Consider the following 17,690-nt stretch of genomic DNA (forward strand, 5'->3'; position numbering starts at 1 on the left):
CAACCTGCCGCTGGCCGAAATCTCCATCGGCGAATAAATCAAAAACAAATCCCGGCGCAAAAATGCGCCGGGATCCTCTGTTCAGAAGATGGAACATATCATGTCCACCAGCCGTGACGCTCAACTGACCGCCCGCGCCGCCAAAGTGATCCCGAATGGGATGTGGGGCCATATGGCAACCCGCTCGATCACCGCGGGCTATCCGCAATTTTTCCAAAGCGCCCAAGGCTGCCGGGTGACCGATGTCGATGGCCGTGAATTCATCGACTTCATGTGCGCATGGGGCCCGAACGTTCTTGGCTACCAGAACGAGCGTGTCGACCAAGCCGCGCTGGCCCAACTGGCCCGCGTCGATTCCGGCAATGGCCCGACCGAAGCTTTGGTCGAACTGGCCGAGCTTCTGGTCTCGACCCTCGACAATGCCGCTTGGGCAATGCTGCAAAAGAACGGCTCGGACGCGACCACGGTTTGCGTCACCGTTGCCCGTGCCGCCACCCAGCGCCGCAAATTGGTTGTCGTGCGCGGCGCCTATCACGGTGCAGTTCCGTGGTGCTCGCCCTCGCTCGTCGGTGTGACGGCTGAAGACCGCGCCCATATCCTTTATTGTGAATGGAATGACCCGGCGAGCCTTGAGGCAGCCGTGGCTGAAGCTGGCGACGATCTCGCCGGCATCATGATCACCGCTTTCCGGCATGACCTTGGCCGCGATCAAGAAATGCCGACGGTTGAGTTCTTGTCGACCGCCCGCGCGCTGTGCGACAAGAAAGACGCTCTCTTGATCCTTGACGATGTGCGCGCTGGTTTCCGTCTGGACGTGCGTGGCAGCTGGGCCGCTTACGGCGTCTCGCCCGACCTTGCCGCCTATTCCAAAGCCATCGCCAATGGCTGGCCTTTGGCGGCAGTTGTCGGCTCCGAGCGCGCGCGCGAAGGTGCAGGCAAGATCTTTACCACCGGTTCCTTCTGGTATGGTGCGGCCTCGCATGCCGCCGCGATTGAGACGATCAAGATCCTGCGCGACACCGATGCTTTGGCCCATACCTTCCGCATGGGTGATCGCTTCCGCGCCGGTCTTGACCGCGTGACCGCAGTGCATGGCTTGAAGCTGCGTCAGACCGGCCCCTCGGTGATGCCGATGGTGCTGTTCGAAGGTGACGCTGATCTGAAGATCGGCAATGCCTTCTGCCTCGCCGCGCTGAACCACGGCGTCTACCTGCACCCCAAGCACAACATGTTCCTGAGCGCCGCTCATACCGAGGCGGATATCGATCAGGCTTTGGCAGCGGCTGAGCTGGCCCTGCAAGATATCGCCCGTGCAGGCGTGATCAAAGGCTGATCGGCCTTTGACCAAAGGGCAGTCTCTGTGCTGTCCTAAAGCCATTCTTCAGCCCCGGCGATGCTCGGGGCTGAATTCTTCCCAAAGGGGCTTTGGGCCGCTACCCTTCCCCTTGGCATTTTTCGATTAGGGACGAGCACGATGACCGAAGCCTATATCTGCGACTATATCCGCACGCCGATTGGCCGCTATGCTGGCAGCCTTTCCTCGGTCCGCACGGATGATCTTGGAGCCGAGCCTCTGCGGGCTTTGATGGCGCGCAATGGGTCCGTGGATTGGGATGCGATCGATGACGTGATCTACGGCTGCGCCAACCAAGCGGGCGAGGACAACCGCAACGTCGCGCGCATGTCCGCTTTGCTGGCAGGCCTGCCGATCTCGGTCGCGGGCAGCACGGTGAACCGGCTTTGCGGCTCGGGCATGGATGCAGTGATCTTGGCCGCGCGCGCGATCCGCGCCGGTGAGGGCGAGATCTATATTGCAGGCGGCGTTGAAAGCATGAGCCGCGCGCCTTTCGTGATGCCGAAAGCCGACACCGCTTTCAGCCGCAGCAATGCGGTCTATGACACCACCATTGGCTGGCGTTTCGTGAACCCCGCGATGGATAAGGCCTACGGCACCGAGTCGATGCCGCAAACCGGCCAAAACGTTGCCGATGACTATGGCATCAGCCGCGAAGCACAGGACGCAATGGCCGTCGCCAGCCAAGCCAAAGCCGCCGCGGCGCAAGCCAATGGCCGTCTGGCGCGCGAGATCGCTCCGGTCACCATCCCGCAGCGCAAGGGCGATCCGGTGGTCGTCTCGGCCGACGAGCATCCCCGCGCGGTCTCGATGGAGGCTTTGGCGAAACTGAAGCCCTTGTTCCCCAATGGCTCGGTCACCGCAGGCAATGCCAGCGGCGTCAATGATGGGGCTGCGGCTTTGATCATCGCCTCGGCCGAGGCTGCAAAGAAGCACGGACTGACCCCGATCGCCCGCATCTTGGGCGGTGCTGTCGCGGGCGTCGCGCCGCGCATCATGGGCATCGGCCCAGCGCCAGCGAGCCAAAAGCTGATGGCACGGCTGGGGCTGACCCAAGCCGATTTCGACGTGATCGAGCTGAACGAGGCCTTTGCCGCCCAAGGTCTGGCGACCCTGCGCCAGTTGGGCATCGAAGACGCTGACCCGCGTGTGAACCGCAACGGCGGCGCCATCGCCTTGGGCCACCCTCTGGGCATGTCGGGCGCGCGCATCACCGGCACTGCGGCTTTGGAGTTGCAACTCGGCGGCGGCAAACGCTCGCTTTCGACCATGTGCATTGGCGTGGGCCAAGGCATCGCCGTGGCGCTGGAACGGGTCTGACCCCGCCGCCGCATTCAAGGCACAATAAGAAAGGCCGTCTGGTTTCAGACGGCCTTTTGCATATCCATAAGGGAAGTGGGCGGCGTTCAGACCGCCCTGCCCCGCGTTAATGCGCTTGGGTCGAAGCGAAGATCGGCTTCTTCGCCAAAGCGGCCTCAACCTCGGCTTCCGTGCTGAAAGCGCCCGGCTCAAACCGATCCAACCGGAAGCGCGTGGCGTCGATCAGCGTCTTCTGGCCCAACATCATCTCAGCGGCAACGCGCCCCATGCCCGGGCCATGCGTCACGCCGCTTTCATTGTCACCCCCGGCAAGGATGACATTGGTCGTGCCCGGCACCGGCCCAAGGTAGAGGTTGCGATCCGGCGTGTAGCAGGGCAGGCCCTGCGCCCAAGCCGCAACTTCAGTGCCGCGCAGGGTCGGGAAGATCTCTTGCAGGCGCGGCGTGTCTTCGCGGAACATCTTCAGCGCCAGTTCTTCCAGCTTTGGCTGGCCAGGCTCAATCCACTCCTGCCCCAGCTTGTAATAGGGGTGATAATGGCCGCCTGTGCCCCACATGATCGCGCCAAAGGTCTCGCGCAGCCAAAGGCCAAGATCGCGGCATTGGATCGTGGGCAGATCCGAGGGTAGGCCACAGCTTTGGGTGGTGATCCGCGTCGCCAAAAGCTTCAACATCGGCAGATGGCAGCCCAGATCAGCCGCAAAAACGTCATTCCAAGCGCCCGCCGCCAGAATAACGCCATCGGCCTCGACTTTGCCCTGATCGGTCTCAATCGTGACACCCGAGGCGTGGTCGTGGATCCCCAAAACCTTGGTCATCTCGCGGTAATCGCCACCCAAACGCGCCACTTCGCCCACCAAAAGCTTTAGTGTCAGCGAGGTATCGAGCTGAATCCCCAAGGGATTATAGGCAGCCGAATGGACCTTGGAGCCATCGACCAGCCCCTTCATCTTCTCGCCCACTTCGGCGCCCGTCAGATCCTGCATCTCCTTGGGCGCATAGGGCGATTCCAAGATCGCGCGAAGATGGGTCTCGCGGCCCTCCTCGTGCAAGGCCATAATCAATGTGCCATTCGGGCGATAGCCGATCTCTTGGCCAAGGCGGCTCAACTGGCCATAGAAATCAAGGCCATACTGCTGCAGATCGCGCCCCTCGGCCCCCATCGGGATCATCCCCGCCGACCAATGCGCCACGAAGCCCGCACCTGCACCGCTGGTTGCTTTGGCAATGGTGGCCGCCTCAAGCACGGTCACTTTGGCCCCGGCTTGCAGCAGGTGATAAGCGGTAGAGGTGCCGATGATGCCGCCCCCTACGATGACGACATGTTTGCTCTTGGTGCTCAAAGGTCTTCCCCTGTCGAAAAGGCTGTTCTTTAAAGTGACAAAGCGCGGGGCTGCGCGCCGTATTGTACGAGGGCAAGATGCAACAAATGGACATGTCTGTCCATTAATCTCTCAGATCAAAGGATCAGACGCAAAACCGAGACTTCGGTGGGACGAAATCGGGTGAGTGATCGCGCGGGCCTCAAGCCAAATTAGCGCAATTCGGGCAGGTTCTGGCCAAAGCAGACCACCAAAATCCGGGCGTCTTCCTCTCCGGCCGTGGTATAGACATGGCCCATACTGCTGTCGAAATAGGCGCTTTCGCCGGGGCCCAGCGCAATCGGCTCGCGCCCCTCGCAATAGAGCACCAACTGGCCCGAGATCACGAAGACGAACTCTTGCCCGTCATGGCGGATCAGACCCTTGAAATCCATCCGGCTGCGGGCCCGGACAAGGCCGGTCATCGGCGTCATCGCCTTGCCCCACATCTCGGAGAACAGAATCTCGTAAGAGTAGTTCGGCGTTTCTTGCAGCTGGAACTCGCCCCGCCGCGCCACGGCAACGCTGCCCGGCACGAAGCTTTCACCCTCGGGCAGAAAGAGCGCGTTGAGGTCAATCTGCAAGCCAGTGGCGATCTGTGAGAGCCGGTCATAGGTCAGCGCCATGAGCCCGCGCTCGGCCTTACTCAGGGTCGAGATCGCCAGCCCTGTCAGCTGTGCACATTCGGTCAGCGTCAGCCCTCGATCCTGCCGCAACTTGCGCAGATGCTGACCAAAAGCGATCCGCTGCTGCTCAGCACCCGCTATCGCCGGGGCGCTGGCAGGCTGTTCACTCGGGCGATTGGCTTGGGGCGGGATCTCCATAAACAGCATCCTAGCCAATTGCCGCAACAGCGCTAGCCGCTAATTTTTCCGATCGGAAAAATCCCTCTTTTCCTATCGGAAAACCGTGATACTGTTCTCGCCGGGAGCCCTCCGACAGAAAGGGCGCTGCCCAACAGGAGAGAAGATTATGTCCCGACATTTGCGCCCTGCGCTGCTGGCAGCGCCCTTTGCACTTTTGGCCTCGAGTGTTCTGGCCGAGCCGATCACCCTTTCCATCGCCAATTTCGGCGAGCATCCGCAGCTGAATGCCGTCGCGGATGGCTTCAAGGCCGAGATCCTTGCCTCGGGCATGGTTGAAGGCACCGATGTGGTCTTCACCCTTGACCATGTCAATTTCGACACCACGCTCTTGCCGCAGATGATTGCCAAGATCGACAGCGGCAATCCCGCGCTCGTGCTGGCGATCACCACGCCGGTGTCGCAGAACGTTAAGAACCAAATGGGCGGCAAGGGCATTCCGCTGCTTTACTCAGCGGTGACCGATCCGGTCGCGGCTGGACTTGCGCCATCTTGGGAGGCGGGCGAGGCGAATATGTCCGGCGCCACCGACGCGCTGGATCTCGACGCCGCTTTGGCCTTTGCCCGTGCGCTTTACCCCGAAGCCAAGACCTTTGGCGTGCCCTTCAACCCGGCCGAGGCCAATGACGTGGCCACGGTTGAGCTTTTCAAGACCCATGCCGCAACGCATGGCTTTGAAATCATTGCCATCGGCATCGACAACACCAATGACATCCAACCCCGTATCGCCGCGCTGGCAGGCCAAGCTGATGTGCTTTACGGCCCCGGCTCCAGCCTGATCCAGCCCGCGATCTCGGCCGTGGCTGCCGCCGCGAATGAGGTTGGCATCCCGCTGATCAACACCGATCCCGGCCTTGTGCATGAAGGCGTGATCCCGGCGGCCTTCGGCGTCTCTTACGAGCAGATCGGCCATCTGGCTGGCCGCGTCGCCTTGCGCGCCTTGAAGGGCGAGGATCTGGCCGCCATCCCGCCGCAAAACCCCGCCGCCGAGGACCACAGCGTCGTCATCTCGCGCAAGGCGATGGAGGCACTTGGTTTGGCAATCCCGGCCAGCTTCGACGGCTGCGACTGCATCGTCGACTAAGCGGCTAAGGCTTTACGCCATCTGGGGGGCGCGCAGCCCCCCAACCCCGGATCGGAGTTAATCATGTTGAAAATCAAGGATGCCCGGCGGGTGTTCTTTCAGGGCATGCCTGATGAAAAGGTGGCACTGGACGGGCTATCGCTGACGCTTGCGCGCGGAGACTTTGCCATCGTCATCGGCTCCAACGGAGCAGGCAAAAGCACGATGATGAACGCCGTGTCCGGGGCGCTGATGCTGGATCAAGGCTCGATCCACATCAACGGGGCCGATGTCACCGCGATGCCGGTCCATGCCCGCGCCCGTCATGTCGCCCGGGTGTTCCAAGACCCGATGAAGGGCACCGCCGCGTCAATGACCATTGCCGAGAACATGCTGCTGGCCGAGATGCGCCAGAACCCCGCCCGCCTGCGCCGTGGCCTGACCCGCGCCCGGCGTGAGACTTACCGTGAACATCTCTCTTATCTCGGCCTTGGCCTTGAGGACCGGCTCGACACCCCGGTCTCGCTTCTCTCCGGCGGGCAGCGGCAATCCTTATCTTTGGTGATGGCCGTCTCGGGCGAGCCTGACATTTTGCTGTTGGACGAGCACACCGCGGCGCTGGATCCGCGCACGGCGGATCTGGTGCTGAACGCCACTTTGCGCGCGGTGACCGCGCTCAAGCTCACCACGATGATGGTGACCCATAACATGGCCCATGCGCTGGAATACGGAAACCGCATCATCATGCTGGATGCTGGCAAGGTGCTGCTCGAGCTCTCGGGCGAGGAAAAGGCCCGCGCCACGGTGCCCGATCTGATCGGCCATTTCTCGGTCAAATCTGACCGTATGCTGCTGGGGGCCTAAGCGATGGACATCCTGAACGCTTGGATCGCGCTGATCCCCGTCACTTTGGCGCAAAGCCTGATCCTGTCTTTCGTGGTGCTGGCGGTGATGCTGCCGTTCCGCATCCTCTCCTTCCCCGATCTGACCTCGGAAGGCAGCTATCCTTTGGGCGGCTGCGTCTGCGCTGTGGCTTTGATCGCCGGAGTACCACCCCTGCCCGCGCTTTTGATCGCGGCGACGGCGGGCTTTCTGGCCGGTTGCGCCACAGCCTTCATCCATTTGCGCTTTCGGATCCACACGCTGCTTGCAGGCATCCTGATCACCACCATGCTCTACAGCATCAATCTGCGGATCATGGGCAAGGCGAACCAGCCGATCTTCTCAGAGCCCAAGGTCTATGACTGGCTCTCGCCCCTGTCGCTCTCGGCCAGCTGGACCAAGATCGTGCTGGTCGGCGTGCTGGCCTTGGTCACCTATCTGGTGCTGAACCTCTGGTTCACCACCGAGCGCGGCACCGCGATGCGCGCCGTGGGTGCCAATTCCGACATGGCCGAAGCGCAGGGCATCAACGTCTGGCGCGCCACCATCGGCGGCATCGGTCTGGCCGGAGCTTTCTCGGCCTTCGGTGGCGGGCTGATGGTGCAAAGCCAAGGCTTTGCTGATGTGAATATGGGCCTTGGCGTGTTGATTAACGCGCTTGCCGCTTTGATGATTGGCGAGGCGATCTTGGGCCGCACCACCCTGCGCCGCCAATTGGCCGCACCTTTCGTGGGCGCCGTGGTCTATTACCAACTGATCTCAGTCTGCCTTGCCGCCGGTCTGCCGCCCGGAGACCTGAAGATCGCCACCGGGGTCTTTGTGCTTGTGATGCTGGCCGCGCCGACGATGGGCTTTCGCCGCCGCAACGCGGGCACTCCGGCCAAAGAAAGCTTCCGCGAATGATCCGCTTTGATTTCTCCATTGACAAATGGCCGCTGAAACAGCCGTTCCGCTTTGCAGGCTTCACCGTCACCGATCTTGACTGCGTCCATGTGCGCCTGTCGCGAAACGGCGTGCAGGCGCAGGGCGAGGGCGTGCTGCCGGTGGTCTTCGATGTGACCATCGAGGCGGTGACCGCGCAGCTCGACGGCCTCACCAAGGCGCTCGCCCAAGGCACGCCGATTGAGGCTCTGTGCGGTGCCTTGCCGCCCGGCCCTGCCCGCAATGCGCTGGATTGCGCACTTTGGGATCTGCGCGCCAAGGAAAGCGGCACCGACATCTGGCAATTGGCAGGCCTGCCCGCCGCGGCGGACCAGCTTGAGGTGGATGAGACCATCGGCCTTGGCACTCCGGATGATATGGCGCGCGCGGCCAAGGCCTCGGCCCACCGGGTGCTGAAGGTCAAGCTGGATGCCGAGAACATCATCGACCGTGTCCGTGCGATCCGCAGCGCCCGCCCCGATGCCGAGCTGATCGTTGATGCCAACCAAAGCTGGACCCTGGACCTTCTGCGCCGTCATGGGGCCGATCTCGCCGTCTTGGATGTGAAAATGATCGAGCAGCCGCTGCCGCGCGGTCAGGACGCACAACTGCGCGGCCTTGACTGCCCAGTGCCGATCTTTGCCGATGAATCCTGCCACACCGCCGCCGATGTGCCGCAGCTTATCGGCCTTTACCAAGGCGTGAACATCAAACTCGACAAGACCGGCGGGCTGACCGAGGCGCTGGCCCTTGTCCATGCCGCCCGCGCCGCTGGCATGGGGGTGATGGTGGGCTGCATGGCCGGCACCTCGCTCTCGATGGCCCCGGCTTATGTGATCGCCGGCCTTTCCGACTGGTCCGACCTCGATGGCCCGCTTTTGCTGGCCCAGGACCGCCCCCCCGCCATGACCTATGCCGCAGGACAGCTGACGCGCTGCGCGCCCGCCCTTTGGGGCTAAGACCAGGAGCAGATATGACCCTTCCTTCCATCGCCGCCCCCTATCTCATCTATCTGGGCGACACGCCTGTGGCCGAGCTGGCCAAGACCGGCGCCGGGCTGGCCTTCTGGCGCCCCGAGCGCTGCTTGGCGCAACTGCGTGAGCCGGGTTGCGCCGCCGATCTGGGCCTGCCGGACATGGATCTGGCACAAGCCGCCGCAGCAGGTGCCAAGACGCTGGTGATCGGCACTGCGGCCCCCGGTGGCCAGTTGCCGCCGCATTGGGCCAAGCGCATTGTGGAGGCGATGGAGGCGGGGCTTGATATCGCCTCGGGCCTGCATGTGCCGCTGCGCAGCAATCCTGACCTCGCCGCCACAGCCGATCGCACCGGGCGGCAGCTGCATGATGTGCGGCTTTCGGGCGGGCCTTTCCCGATTGGGAACGGCCTCCCCCGGTCTGGCCGCCGTCTTCTGATGGTCGGCACCGATTGCGCAGTGGGCAAGAAATACTCGGCCCTTGCGATCCACCGCGAGCTGCAAGACCGCAAGGTTCCGGCAACCTTCCGCGCCACCGGCCAAACCGGGGTGCTGATCGACGGCCACGGCATCGCGGTCGATGCCATCGTCGCCGACTTCCTTGCCGGTGCGGTTGAGCAGCTGACTCCCGCCGCCGCCGCCGATCACTGGGACGTGGTCGAGGGCCAAGGCGCGCTGATCCACCCCGCCTATGCCGGGGTCTCGCTGGGCCTTTTGCATGGCGCCCAGCCCGAGGCTTTTGTCGTCTGCCACGAAGCGGGCCGGACCGAGCTTTCCGGCTTCCCCGGCCATAAAACCGCCAGCATCGGTGAGATCATCGAGCTGACCACGATCCTCAGCCGCCGCGTCGCGCCAAATATCCGCTGCGCTGGCATTTGCATCAACACCGCCCGCCTTCCCGAAGCCGAGGCGCTTGCCGTCTTGGCCGAGGCCGAGGCAGAGCATGGCCTGCCCGCCACGGACCCAGTGCGCTTTGGCGTCGCAAAGCTGGTCGATCACCTTTTGGCTTAAGGCCAAACGATAGCCACCACACAAAGCCCCCTAACGGGGCATAAAGCTGACAAAGCCGTCGCGCCGAGCTGGCGCGGCGGCTTATTCATTGCCTTCCAGCCCCAGTCAGACGCAAGCAAACCGTCGCGGGCTGGATCATTCCCCCACCCCCGACACTCGCGGCAGAGCGGGTGACCGTCGCGGCAGGTGACGGATTTGTGCAATTAACTGTCGATCAGGCGTAGCGGAACATGCGCCCGCTGCCACTAGGTTCGGCGCCAGACTTAAGGTGGCATCCGTCATCTGATGTTGCGCAGCCGGCGCAGTCCCAAGGAATCCGATCATGGCTCAGAGCTGCAATACGTTCTTGCACCAGACCTTTGTCTGCACCTTTGCCGACCAGATCCTTCCGCAGGGCGGCCGCTCGCTCATGGATCTGATCTCGGCCCCCATTGATAATTGACGACCTAAGGAGAACCGGCATGACCGCCGAAGAGACCTCTGGCTCCCGCCGAGGCGCCCGCCGCGCTAAAACCTCACGCGGAGGCGGGCGTATCCTGCAACTGCCGTGGCGCGATCTGGAACTGCCTTTTGCGCCGCTGCAAATCGTGGGCGAAGAGCAGATCGAGGCGATCCACCGCACCTCGATGCGGATCCTGTCGGAGCTGGGCATTCGCGTGCTCAGCACCAAGGTGATGGACCTCTTTGAGAAGGCCGGCGCCTTGGTCGACCGCGAGACCGGCACCATTCGTGTCGGCGAAGAGATCGTGGCCGAGGCACTGAAGACCGTGCCCGCCAGCTTCACCTTGACCGGCCGCACGCCCTCAAAACGGCTGACCATCGGGGGCAAACATATGGTCTTCGGTCTGGTCGCTGGCCCGCCGAATGTGCATGATTGCATCAACGGCCGCCGCACCGGGAATATGAAGGATTACGAGAACTTCACCCGTCTCGCGCATCACTTCAACTGCATCCATATCATCGGCAATCAGGTGGCCGCGCCGCAAGAGCTGCCCGCGAACAACCGCCACCTCGACACCTATCGCGTCAATCTCACGCTGTCGGATCTGTCGTTCCACTGCACCGCGATTGGCCGTGGTCGGGCGATGGATGGCATCAATATGATGACCATTGCCCGCGGCATCACGCCCGAGCAAATGGCGCAAGACCCCGGCGTCATCACCATCATCTCGGTCAACTCGCCGCGGCTTTTGGACGGTGAGATGGCCGATGGCCTGATCGCCATGGCCGAGCATGGCCAGCCGGTCTCGATCACGCCTTTCACGCTGATGGGCGCGATGACCCCGGTCTCGCTTCCGGCCGCTTTGGCGCAGCAAAACGCCGAAGCGCTGTTCGGTGTGACGCTGACCCAATTGGTGCGCAAAGGCGCGCCAGTGATGTATGGCGCCTTCACCTCGAACGTGGATATGAAATCGGGCGCCCCCGCTTTCGGCACGCCGGAAAACACCAAGGCGAACCTGATCTCTGGCCAGTTGGCCCGGCGCTATAAGATCCCTTACCGGACCTCGAACGCCAATGCCTCGAATACGGTCGATTTGCAGGCCGCTTACGAGACCTCGATGGCCACTTGGGGTGCGGTCGGCGGCGGCGCCAATATGATCTATCACGCCGCGGGCTGGATGGAGGGCGGTCTGACCGCTTCTTATGAAAAGCTGATCCTTGATGTGGAAATCTTGCAGAACATGATGGAAGTCATGCGTCCGATTGATTTCTCGGAAGATGAGCTGGGCTTTGAGACCATCGGCTCGGTCCCCACGGGCGGGCATTTCTTCGGCACCGATCACACGCTGCAACGCTATGAGACCGCCTTCTACCAGCCGATGCTGTCGGATTGGACGAATTACGGCGCCTGGGAAGCGGCAGGCTCCAAGGACGCTTTGACCCGCGCCACCGCCCTTTGGCAGCGCGCGCTGGAGGAATATGAAGAGCCCGCCATGGATCCAGCGATCCGCGAAGAGCTTGACGCTTATGTGGCCCGCCGCCGCGAAGACATCGGATTTGGTGAGCCCTGATCGGGGCCAGCCAAATTCACGTTGATTACAAATTCTTAGGGACCAAACACATGCGTACCCATGCACAAGCCGTTGTCATCGGCGGCGGGCTTATCGGCTGCTCGATCCTTTACCACCTGGCCCGTCTGGGCTGGAAAGACGTGGTTCTGCTTGAGCGTTCCGAGCTGACCTCCGGCTCCACTTGGCACGCCGCTGCCAACATCCACGGTCTGCACGACAACACCAATATCTCGCGTCTTCAGCACTACACGATGACGCTCTACAAAGAGCTGGAAGCCGAAACTGGCCAAGGCTGCGGCATCTTCCAGCCCGGCTCGCTTTATCTGGCACAGACCCAAGAGCGTGAGCATCAGCTGCGGATCCAAGCCGCCAAAGCGCGCCGCTATGGCATGAACTTCTACGAGATCGCCCGTGATGAGGCCGAACGCCTGCATCCGCTGGTCAACTTCGACGGCATCCGCTGCATCATGTATGAACCCGATGGCGGAAACGTTGACCCCTCGGGCGTCACCCATGCCTATGCCACCGGCGCACGCCAATTGGGCGCCGAGATCCACCGCTTCACCCCGGTGATCGGCACCGAGCAGCAGCCCGATGGCTCTTGGATCGTGCGCACCGAAAAGGGCGATATCGCAACGCCGTGGGTGATCAACGCTGCTGGTCTGTGGGCACGCGAAGTCGGCAAACTGGCCGGCATCGATCTGCCGCTGATCCCGACCGAGCATCAGTATTTCGTCACCGAGACCATCGGTGAGATTGCCGGCATGGACCGCCGCCTGCCTTCGGTCGCCGACCGCGACGGCGAATATTACCTGCGCCAAGAAGGCCAAGGCCTGTTGATCGGTGCCTATGAGAAGAACATGAAATTCTGGGCCGAAGAGGGCACGCCGCAAGGCTTTGGCCATGAGCTCTTCGCCGACGACCTTGAGCGCATCGAGCCCAATATGATGCGCGCCATCGACCGCGTGCCGGCTGTTGGCACCGCCGGTATCAAGCGTGTCATCAACGGTCCGATGATCTGGTCGCCGGACAGCTCGGCCCTCTTTGGCCCGGTGCCGGAGCTGACCGGTTACTTTTGCTGCAACGGCATCATCCCCGGCTTCTCGCAATCGGGTGGCCTTGGCAAACTCGCCGCCGAATGGATCGTCGAGGGCGAGCCTTCGCTGGATATGTTCGGCTGGGATATGGCGCGCTATGGCGCGTGGGCGGATAAAAAGTTCACCAAGGCGCGGGTCGAAGACCAATATTCGCACCGCTTCAAAATCCACTTCCCCAATGAAGAGCGTGAAGCAGGCCGTCCGGTCCGCGTCCGCCCGGCCTATGAGCTGCAAAAGTCGATGGGCGCGATCTTCGGTCTGAACTTCGGCTGGGAACACCCGCTTTGGTTTGCGGCTGAAGGGGAACCCGACCACGAGACCGCCGGTTTTGTGCGGCAAAACTGGTGGGCTCCGGTCGGTCGCGAAGCCAAGATGCTGCGGGAAGCCGCAGGCATCATCGATATCTCGAACTTCGCCAAATATTCGGTCAAAGGTGCTGGTGCTGAGGCTTGGCTCAACGCCGTCTTCGCCAACCGGATGCCGAAGCTCGTGGGCCGCTCCTGCCTCACCCCGCTGATCGGCAAGCGCGGCGGCATCGCCGGTGACTTCACCGTCACCCGCCTTGGCGACGAGGAGTTCATGGTGATCGGTTCGGGCATGGCCGAGCGCTTCCACCAGCGCTTCTTCCGCGCCGTGCCGCTGCCCGAAGGCACCACCTTCGAGAGCAAGACAGTCGAGATGTGCGGCTTCAACGTTGCCGGTCCGAAGTCGCGCGCGCTGATTGCCGCACTGACCAATGCCGACCTTTCGAATGAGGCGATGCCCTTCATGCGTTCGGCTCGCATCACCGTGGCTGGCGTGGAATGCGTGGCTCTGCGCGTCTCCTTCACCGGCGATCTCGGCTGGGAGCTGCATTGCGACCAAGCCGACCAGCTGAAGCTTTACGAGGCGCTGCTGGAAGCTGGCAAAGCCCATGGCGCTGGCCCGGTTGGCAGCCGCGCGCTGATGAGCCTGCGGGTTGAGAAGGGCTATGGCTCTTGGGGCCGCGATTACAGCCCGGAATACTGGCCGCAGGAAAGCGGGCTCGACAAGCTGATCCGCGATGACAAGGACTTCCTCAACAAAGCCGCTTGGGAGAAGATCCGCCACAACGCGCCGCGCGATCTGATGATGATGCTGGCGATCGAGACGAACGACGCCGACGCGACCGGCGGCGAGCCGATCTTTGCGATGGATGGCACGCCGGTGGGTCAGGTTTCCTCGGGCACCTACGGCTATTCGGTCGGCAAGTCGCTGGCGATTGCCTATCTCAAGGCTGACAAGGTGAAAGCTGGCGATGAAGTCGAGGTCGCAATCCTTGGCCTGCCGCACAAAGCTGTGGTTCTGGCCGAGCCGCCCTTCGATCCCGAAGGCAAGCGTCTGCGCGGCAACTGAGCCTCGCTCTCATCTTCGACAAAGGGCGTCCTACAGGGCGCCCTTTTTTTCGCATCGGATCAGCGGGCGTTTTCTTCCGCCGCTGCGGCCTGAAGTGCGCCTAAAATCACCATCGCCTCTTGCGCCTGATCTGCCGGCACAAAGACATGGTCATGATGATAGGCGGCCACCATATTGCAAGCGATGCCATGCTCGGCCAAAGCAGTGGCGACGGCAGCGGTCAGTCCCACGCCTTCAAGCGCAGAGAAAACCGTCAGCGTGATGCGCGACATTGGCGCCCCCCCCGATGGCAGCTTCAAGAGCCGCGCCTTGGCCGAGGGCAGGATCAGGCTTAGCCCCTCTTCCTCATGGAACAAAGCCAAAGAGGACAGAACGATGTCACTGGTCAGCTGCGCCGGGTCGATGCTGCAAAACACATAGGTCATGCGGTCGAGGACCGGGTTCATCTCGACGATCATCGCCATAAAATCATTGACCACTGCCTGCGGTGCTTCTGGCTCAATCGCCATATGTGGCTTCCCTCAAATTTTCACTGTCAGCATAGGCCGATCAACGGCCCATTCCAGCCCTGAACGCCAAAAAGACAACTGACCCGGCAAGGCGCCCACGGGTCACAAGTCGATCATCTGCCGCGCATCGCTGACTTATGCGACAGGGCCAATCATGTCGGATGAATGTCATCCCGCCCCGAAACAGCACAAAACTTTTGCCAAAGCACATTGCCCAACGCCCGAAGGGATCGTAGAGCTTGCCCGCGCCGATGTGGCTTATCAGATTGGCAAATTCGCCTCACATTGGGGTCCGCCGACTTAGACTTTCCCACGCAGAACATCCCGGCCTGCCCTATCGATATCAGAGCAGCCTTTTCGGCAAGGCCGTAAAACCGACATCCACTCCTCTCTCTATCGCTCCAGTGACCGCCCCCATGTTGTTTGAACGCGCGACCGAACCTCTGTCCTTCCTTTTTCTGATGACAGACGATCTGTCGATGATGAGCCTTGCCTCTGCGATCGAGCCTTTGCGCGCAGCGAACCGGCTCTTGGGGCGCGAAGCGTTTCGGTGGCGTCTGGCCAGCATCGACGGCAGACCTGTGCTGGCCTCAAGCGACATACCCTTTCCCGGTGAGCCGGTGACCGAAGCCTTGGAACAGGCGCATGCTTTGTTCATCTGCGGCGGCATGCGCGTCAGCCCGATGCGCGAAAAACCCTATCTCGCTGCGCTGCGCCGCGCGGCCTATAAGGGCATCCCGATTGGCGCGCTGTCGACCGCCAGCTATCTTTTGGCCCGGGCGGGGCTATTGGACGGCTACCGTGCCACGATCCATTGGGAAAATCGCATCGCCTTTGAGGAAGACTTTCCCAATGTCACCGCGACCGGCACGCTTTTTGAAATCGACCGCAAGCGGCTGACCTGCTCTGGCGGTACGGCGGCGATGGATTTGATGCTGCATATCGTGGGCGAGCGCTATGGCCGCGATCTGGCCCGCGCGGTTGCCAACCAGTTCCACCATGAGCGGATTCGCGACTCGAATGAGAACCAGCAAGGCGGCCGTTTGCAGCAGATGGCCGCTTTGCCTTTGCCCACCCAAAAGGTGGTTCGCCTGATGCAAAACAACATCGAAACGCCGATGCATGTGGAGGATATGGCCGAGATGTCGGGGATCAGCCCGCGTCAGCTCGAACGACAGTTCCGCCAACATCTCGGCACCACGCCGACGCGCTATTACATCTCTTTGCGGATAGAACATGCGCGCGAGTTGCTGCTTTACACCGAGCAACCGATCTTCGAGGTGGCGATCGCCTCGGGCTTTTCCTCGGCTTCGCATTTCTCGCGCTGGTTCCGCGAGTTTTACCACATTCGCCCAACCAAATTGCGCGAAAGAGCCCGAACCCAACAGGCCACCCCGCCACCTGCCCTAGCAGACTAGCGCGCAACTCTGTCTTCCGTCCGTGCTCACACCGGACCTCGTTCCTCCGGCACAAAGTTTAAGCAGCATCACAGCGTGCCGAGATAATCGTTGATGTGCTCCACCATTTACCTAGCTTGACCTCAGGACATGCAAAGGGAAAACCGCGATGACGCAGCATGATGAAGAAAGCCGTGATGTCGATCCGCAGTTGCCACCCTCGTTTGGGTTCCTTGATGATCAGCTTAGCTTTTACATTCGCCTGATCGAAATGGCGGTGAGCCGCGATATTGATCGTTCTTTGAAGGATATGAGCTTTAGCCGTCGCAAGGGCGCGATCACCGCTCTCTTCATGATCGCCCGACACCCAGGCCTGCGGATCGGCGCCTTTGCGCAGGCAAGCCAAATCGACAAATCCCTTGGCACCAAGATCGTCGATGAGCTTGTCACCGGCGGCTTTGTCGAAAAGCGCCCCGATGAGCAGGACGGCCGGGCAACGGGCCTATATATCACCTCGCAAGGATTGGACGCTGCGGATGCGCTTGAGGCCTTGGTCAAAAGCCAATCGCAGAGCTTCTTTCTTAATCTCATGTCGCAAGAGGAGCATGACATTGTCATCGACATCCTGCGACGTGCCTTCCAAAAACTCAGGACAAACACATGACTAAGAACGACGTCGCCATCGTCTCAGGCGCAAATCGCGGGATTGGAGCTGCGATTGCAAAAGAGCTTCTGGCGCGGGGCTGGAGGGTCTCGCTTGGGGTGCGAGGCGGTCAAATGCCCGAATGGGCCAAAGCCTTCGATCCCGCGATGGTGCATGCTTTTGCCTATGATGCCGCGACTGGCAAGGATGAGACCGCTTGGATTGAGGCCGCGCGCAAAGCCCTGGGGCCGATCCGCGCCGTGATCGCCAATGCTGGCACGATTGTGCCCAAGGATGTGATCTCGATCACCGATGATGAGATGGCGCAGATGATGGAGGTGAACACCCACAGCCCCCGTCGTCTGGCGCGTGCCGCATGGAGCGATCTGCAGGCGGATGGTCAGGGCCGGGTGATCATCCTTGCCTCGCTTTCGGCCAAGCGGGTGAAATCGGCGCTGTCGGGCAGCTACTCCGTGACGAAGTATGCAGCGCTCGCACTGGCACATGGACTGCGCCATGCCGGTTTTGAACATGGCATTCGCGCGACCGCGATTTGCCCCGGCTTTGTCGCAACCGATATGGGCACGGCATTGACTGAGCGTCCCGCCCAAGAGATGACCCGCCCCGAGGATCTTGCAGCCCTGATCGCCACGGTCTTGGCGCTGCCCAACGCCTCCAGCGTGGCTGAGCTTGCCGTCAACTGCCAAGACGAAGAGCTTTACTGATCTCGGCACGCCCGTCGCGCCTGCGCAGGTTCATAGGTTTCATTCCCCCCATAAGGCGGAATGAAACCCTTTGATCCTGCGATACGTCTGGTACATTTCTGGCGCTGCGCAGACAGATGCTTCCGAACAGCTGAGCCGCTAAGCCGCCGTGAACTGGCCTGCCTGCGCCTGTTCCAACCTGCGCCA

At 61.8% G+C, this 17,690-nt stretch carries 15 protein-coding genes; 12 read left to right on the plus strand and 3 right to left on the minus strand.

Annotated elements, in window-relative coordinates; translation table 11 throughout:
• Positions 1-100 precede the first annotated feature (100 nt).
• On the plus strand, positions 101-1,333 hold the full coding sequence (locus tag Q9295_RS15980) for an aminotransferase class III-fold pyridoxal phosphate-dependent enzyme (protein ID WP_306681587.1): 1,233 nt from the start codon (positions 101-103) through the stop codon (positions 1,331-1,333).
• A 141-nt stretch (positions 1,334-1,474) separates the two neighbouring features.
• On the plus strand, positions 1,475-2,674 hold the full coding sequence (gene pcaF, locus Q9295_RS15985; protein WP_306681588.1) for a 3-oxoadipyl-CoA thiolase: 1,200 nt from the start codon (positions 1,475-1,477) through the stop codon (positions 2,672-2,674).
• A 106-nt stretch (positions 2,675-2,780) separates the two neighbouring features.
• On the opposite strand, the gene Q9295_RS15990 is transcribed toward pcaF, so the two are convergent.
• Positions 2,781-4,016 (minus strand): NAD(P)/FAD-dependent oxidoreductase, encoded by a 1,236-nt coding sequence (locus Q9295_RS15990; protein ID WP_306681589.1) that lies wholly within the window; start codon positions 4,014-4,016, stop codon positions 2,781-2,783.
• Positions 4,017-4,207: 191 nt separating this feature from the next.
• The gene (locus Q9295_RS15995; protein WP_306681590.1) at positions 4,208-4,858 is read right to left on the minus strand and encodes a helix-turn-helix domain-containing protein; all 651 of its coding nucleotides are present in this window, start codon (positions 4,856-4,858) and stop codon (positions 4,208-4,210) included.
• A 148-nt stretch (positions 4,859-5,006) separates the two neighbouring features.
• Between Q9295_RS15995 and Q9295_RS16000 the strand changes: the two genes are divergently transcribed.
• From Q9295_RS16000 to Q9295_RS16030, 7 genes are all read left to right on the plus strand, one after another.
• Positions 5,007-5,981 (plus strand): ABC transporter substrate-binding protein, encoded by a 975-nt coding sequence (locus tag Q9295_RS16000; RefSeq protein ID WP_306681591.1) that lies wholly within the window; start codon positions 5,007-5,009, stop codon positions 5,979-5,981.
• Between the two features lie 63 nt (positions 5,982-6,044).
• The gene (locus Q9295_RS16005) at positions 6,045-6,824 is read left to right on the plus strand and encodes an ABC transporter ATP-binding protein (protein ID WP_306681592.1); all 780 of its coding nucleotides are present in this window, start codon (positions 6,045-6,047) and stop codon (positions 6,822-6,824) included.
• Positions 6,825-6,827: 3 nt separating this feature from the next.
• Positions 6,828-7,745 carry an ABC transporter permease gene (locus Q9295_RS16010; protein ID WP_306681593.1) on the plus strand — a complete coding sequence of 306 codons (918 nt, stop codon included), beginning with the start codon at positions 6,828-6,830 and terminating at the stop codon, positions 7,743-7,745.
• Entirely contained in the window at positions 7,742-8,722 is a 981-nt protein-coding gene (locus Q9295_RS16015) for a dipeptide epimerase (RefSeq protein WP_306681594.1), read from the plus strand. The genes Q9295_RS16010 and Q9295_RS16015 overlap by 4 nt, the downstream gene beginning before the upstream one ends.
• Before the next feature lie 14 nt (positions 8,723-8,736).
• Entirely contained in the window at positions 8,737-9,747 is a 1,011-nt protein-coding gene (locus tag Q9295_RS16020) for an N-acetyltransferase DgcN family protein (RefSeq protein ID WP_306681595.1), read from the plus strand.
• Positions 9,748-10,208: 461 nt separating this feature from the next.
• Positions 10,209-11,759 (plus strand): trimethylamine methyltransferase family protein, encoded by a 1,551-nt coding sequence (locus Q9295_RS16025; RefSeq protein WP_306681596.1) that lies wholly within the window; start codon positions 10,209-10,211, stop codon positions 11,757-11,759.
• Positions 11,760-11,809: 50 nt separating this feature from the next.
• A complete protein-coding gene (locus tag Q9295_RS16030) occupies positions 11,810-14,230 on the plus strand; it encodes a GcvT family protein (protein ID WP_306681597.1) in 2,421 nt (806 codons plus the stop codon).
• 59 nt (positions 14,231-14,289) lie between these two features.
• Here the strand turns inward: Q9295_RS16030 and Q9295_RS16035 are convergent, their stop codons facing one another.
• Positions 14,290-14,739: an ACT domain-containing protein gene (locus Q9295_RS16035; protein ID WP_306681598.1), complete on the minus strand. Its 450-nt coding sequence runs from the start codon at positions 14,737-14,739 to the stop codon at positions 14,290-14,292.
• Positions 14,740-15,155: 416 nt separating this feature from the next.
• On the opposite strand from Q9295_RS16035, the gene Q9295_RS16040 reads away from it, so the two are divergent.
• The 3 genes from Q9295_RS16040 to Q9295_RS16050 all read left to right on the plus strand — a co-directional run bounded on the left by Q9295_RS16040 (position 15,156) and on the right by Q9295_RS16050 (position 17,504).
• On the plus strand, positions 15,156-16,157 hold the full coding sequence (locus Q9295_RS16040; RefSeq protein ID WP_306681599.1) for a GlxA family transcriptional regulator: 1,002 nt from the start codon (positions 15,156-15,158) through the stop codon (positions 16,155-16,157).
• A 148-nt stretch (positions 16,158-16,305) separates the two neighbouring features.
• Entirely contained in the window at positions 16,306-16,800 is a 495-nt protein-coding gene (locus Q9295_RS16045) for a MarR family winged helix-turn-helix transcriptional regulator (RefSeq protein WP_306681600.1), read from the plus strand.
• Positions 16,797-17,504, plus strand: coding sequence for an SDR family NAD(P)-dependent oxidoreductase (locus Q9295_RS16050; protein ID WP_306681601.1), 708 nt, complete (start codon positions 16,797-16,799; stop codon positions 17,502-17,504). The genes Q9295_RS16045 and Q9295_RS16050 overlap by 4 nt, the downstream gene beginning before the upstream one ends.
• The last annotated feature ends 186 nt before the right edge of the window (positions 17,505-17,690 follow it).

The sequence above is a fragment of the Pseudogemmobacter lacusdianii genome, from assembly GCF_030848395.1.
Taxonomy (GTDB): domain Bacteria; phylum Pseudomonadota; class Alphaproteobacteria; order Rhodobacterales; family Rhodobacteraceae; genus Pseudogemmobacter; species Pseudogemmobacter lacusdianii.

Coding starts and splice junctions, on each gene's coding strand:
- Q9295_RS16035 (WP_306681598.1), bottom strand. CDS start 14,739: ATGGCGATTGAGCCAGAAGCACCGCAGGCAGTGGTCAATGATTTTATG.
- Q9295_RS16020 (WP_306681595.1), top strand. CDS start 8,737: ATGACCCTTCCTTCCATCGCCGCCCCCTATCTCATCTATCTGGGCGAC.
- Q9295_RS16015 (WP_306681594.1), top strand. CDS start 7,742: ATGATCCGCTTTGATTTCTCCATTGACAAATGGCCGCTGAAACAGCCG.
- Q9295_RS15995 (WP_306681590.1), bottom strand. CDS start 4,858: ATGGAGATCCCGCCCCAAGCCAATCGCCCGAGTGAACAGCCTGCCAGC.
- Q9295_RS16050 (WP_306681601.1), top strand. CDS start 16,797: ATGACTAAGAACGACGTCGCCATCGTCTCAGGCGCAAATCGCGGGATT.
- Q9295_RS16010 (WP_306681593.1), top strand. CDS start 6,828: ATGGACATCCTGAACGCTTGGATCGCGCTGATCCCCGTCACTTTGGCG.
- Q9295_RS16040 (WP_306681599.1), top strand. CDS start 15,156: ATGTTGTTTGAACGCGCGACCGAACCTCTGTCCTTCCTTTTTCTGATG.
- Q9295_RS16005 (WP_306681592.1), top strand. CDS start 6,045: ATGTTGAAAATCAAGGATGCCCGGCGGGTGTTCTTTCAGGGCATGCCT.
- pcaF (WP_306681588.1), top strand. CDS start 1,475: ATGACCGAAGCCTATATCTGCGACTATATCCGCACGCCGATTGGCCGC.
- Q9295_RS16000 (WP_306681591.1), top strand. CDS start 5,007: ATGTCCCGACATTTGCGCCCTGCGCTGCTGGCAGCGCCCTTTGCACTT.
- Q9295_RS16025 (WP_306681596.1), top strand. CDS start 10,209: ATGACCGCCGAAGAGACCTCTGGCTCCCGCCGAGGCGCCCGCCGCGCT.
- Q9295_RS16030 (WP_306681597.1), top strand. CDS start 11,810: ATGCGTACCCATGCACAAGCCGTTGTCATCGGCGGCGGGCTTATCGGC.
- Q9295_RS15980 (WP_306681587.1), top strand. CDS start 101: ATGTCCACCAGCCGTGACGCTCAACTGACCGCCCGCGCCGCCAAAGTG.
- Q9295_RS16045 (WP_306681600.1), top strand. CDS start 16,306: ATGACGCAGCATGATGAAGAAAGCCGTGATGTCGATCCGCAGTTGCCA.